Origin of the sequence: Dietzia sp. B19 (genome assembly GCF_014145155.1) — a bacterium.
Taxonomy (GTDB): Bacteria; Actinomycetota; Actinomycetes; order Mycobacteriales; family Mycobacteriaceae; genus Dietzia; species Dietzia natronolimnaea.
Map to the genome: position 1 here is coordinate 1 of NZ_JAALED010000092.1, position 2,346 is coordinate 2,346.

General features: G+C 72.4%; 3 protein-coding genes. 2 read left to right on the plus strand and 1 reads right to left on the minus strand.

The genetic code is table 11. The features are described from left to right. A partial coding sequence (locus G6020_RS03690; RefSeq protein WP_182609694.1) for a glycosyltransferase 87 family protein occupies nucleotides 1-750 on the plus strand: 750 nt, incomplete at its 5' end. Here G6020_RS03690 and G6020_RS03695 read toward each other — a convergent pair. Further along, the gene (locus tag G6020_RS03695; protein WP_179525049.1) at nucleotides 719-1,087 is read right to left on the minus strand and encodes an Rv2175c family DNA-binding protein; all 369 of its coding nucleotides are present in this window, start codon (nucleotides 1,085-1,087) and stop codon (nucleotides 719-721) included. The genes G6020_RS03690 and G6020_RS03695 overlap by 32 nt on opposite strands. Nucleotides 1,088-1,201: 114 nt before the next feature. On the opposite strand from G6020_RS03695, the gene G6020_RS03700 reads away from it, so the two are divergent. Continuing rightward, nucleotides 1,202-2,346 (plus strand): protein kinase (locus G6020_RS03700; protein WP_241732560.1); only part of this gene is annotated, 1,145 nt, incomplete at its 3' end.

Consider the following 2,346-nt stretch of genomic DNA (forward strand, 5'->3'; position numbering starts at 1 on the left):
CTCGGGGCGGTCGTCCTGGCCCTCGACGGTCGCCGGGCGTGGGCGGGCGCGGCGATCGGGATCGCGGTGGCGTTCAAGGCCACCGCGGTGATCGTCGCCCCGTTCCTGCTGTGGATCGCGCTGACCCGGCGGCGCGAGGACCCCTCGGTCACCAGACCGGTGGTCCGGGCCCTCGGGGACACGGCACTGGCCGCCGCCATCGCGGTGGCCGTCCTCGGGCTGGCCACCGTCGCCTCCGGTACCGGGATCGGGTGGTTCGACGCGATCGCCGTGTCCGACAGGGTGATCAACTACCTCAGCGCACCGACCGCGGCAGCGCACCTGTTCCACGCGGTCACCGACTCACCCGGGTTCGAGGACGTGCTCGCGGTGTCCCGGCAGGTCGGGCGGGTGGTCCTCGCCGTGGTCCTGGTGGCCGTGTGGTGGCGTCATCGCCGGGACCGGATGACGGCGCTCCGCGGCATCATGCTGGCGTTGCTGGCCTTCGTCGTGCTCAACTCGCTGGCCTGGCCCTGGTACTACGTCTGGGTGGCCGCGTTCTGGATGCTGGCGAGGCCGGGGCCCCGGGCCACCACGGCAGCGGTCGGGATGACCGTGTTCCTGGTGATGGCGATAGGGCCGAACGGATCGACCAGCCTCTACAGCCCCGTGCTCTCCGGGATCGCGGTGCTCGCCTCACTGGCGGTGGCCTGGTGGTGGTGGCGGGCCACCGGAAGGGTCAGAACGCCATCGCCTGAGCGCGCCGGATGACCTCCCGCGCGCGATGACCGTGGAGCGCGTCCGCGGGGCGACCCGGCAGGCTGTCGTCCTCCGTGAAGAGCCACCGCAGGATCTCCTCGTCGCGGTAACCCCCGTCACGGAGAACCGAGACGAGTCCGGGCAGGAAACGCGCCACCTCGTCGTCGTCGTCCAGGAACACCGCGGGGACCACCACCACCCCGGCACGTCGGACGGCGATCAACCCCCCCTCACGGAGGAGGTCGTGCACACGGGTGACCGGGATGCCCAGTCGCCGCGACACCTCGGGCAGATTGATCGTCTCGACGTCCCCGGGCAGGACGTCATCGCAGTGCGGAACGGTACTCACGGCCACCACGTTAGTCCCAGCGGGGCCCGGCGGTCACCACCGCGGGGCGCACGGCACGGTTGCATACCGAGATCGGGACGCCGACGGGCAGAGCCGACGGGCAGAATGGACTCCATGACCACTCACGACGGGCAGCTACCAGGGCCGGGCACCGTGCTCGACGGGCGCTACCGGCTCGACGCCGTGATCGCACGCGGCGGGATGTCGATCGTGCACCTCGCCACCGACGAGCGGTTGGACCGCCACGTCGCCGTCAAGCTGTTGGACCCCGCCCTCGCCGGCGATCGCGCCTTCGTCGACCGGTTCACCCTCGAGGCGCGCTCGGTCGCGCGGCTCTCCGACCCCGGCATCGTCCAGGTCTTCGACCAGGGGGTCGAGGGGGACACAGCCTTCCTCGTGATGGAGTTGGTCCCGGGCGGCACGCTGCGCGAACTACTGGACGAGCGCGGACCCATGCCCCCGTACGCCGCCGCCGCCGTGCTCCGCCCCCTCCTCGGCGCACTCCGCGAGGCCCACGAGGCCGGGCTGGTCCACCGCGACATCAAGCCAGAGAACGTCCTCATCTCCACCACCGGGGCGGTCAAACTCGCCGACTTCGGTCTCGTCCGTGCGGTGGCCGAGTCGAGGGCGACCTCGCGGAGCGTGGTGATGGGCACCGCCGCCTACCTCTCCCCCGAGCAGATCTCCGGCGCCGACACCGACGGGCGCTCCGACCTGTACTCCCTGGGGGTGCTCGCCTACGAGATGCTCACCGGCGAGCCCCCGTTCAACGGGGACAACTCGATCGCCGTGGCCTACCGGCGCCTGGACACCGACGTCCCGGCGCCCTCCGACCAGTCCGATTCCGTGGCGGAGGACCTCGACCACCTGATCCTCCGGGCGACCCGACGCAGCCGCGAGGACCGCTACCAGGATGCCGGGGAGATGCTCGACGACCTGGACCGGGCGGCCGAGATCGGACGCTTCCCCACCTATGTCGTCCCGGCGCCCCACCAGTCGTCCTGGTCCCGGGCCCGCGCCGCCGCGGCGCGATCGGCGCCCGGCGGTGCCACGGAGTTCGACGCCGCCGATCGCGAGAGCGGCGAGGCGCTCGGCCACGGTGACGGCCCCGTCCCCACACGGATGCACACGAGGGTGGGACTCGACGCGGTCCCGCCGCCCCCCGTCGCCGAGGAGTCCTACGCCCGAGGGGAGGTGGAACCGGTCTCGGACCGGGCGCCCGTCCGCCCTCGACGCAGGCTCGGTCTGCTGTGGCTGGA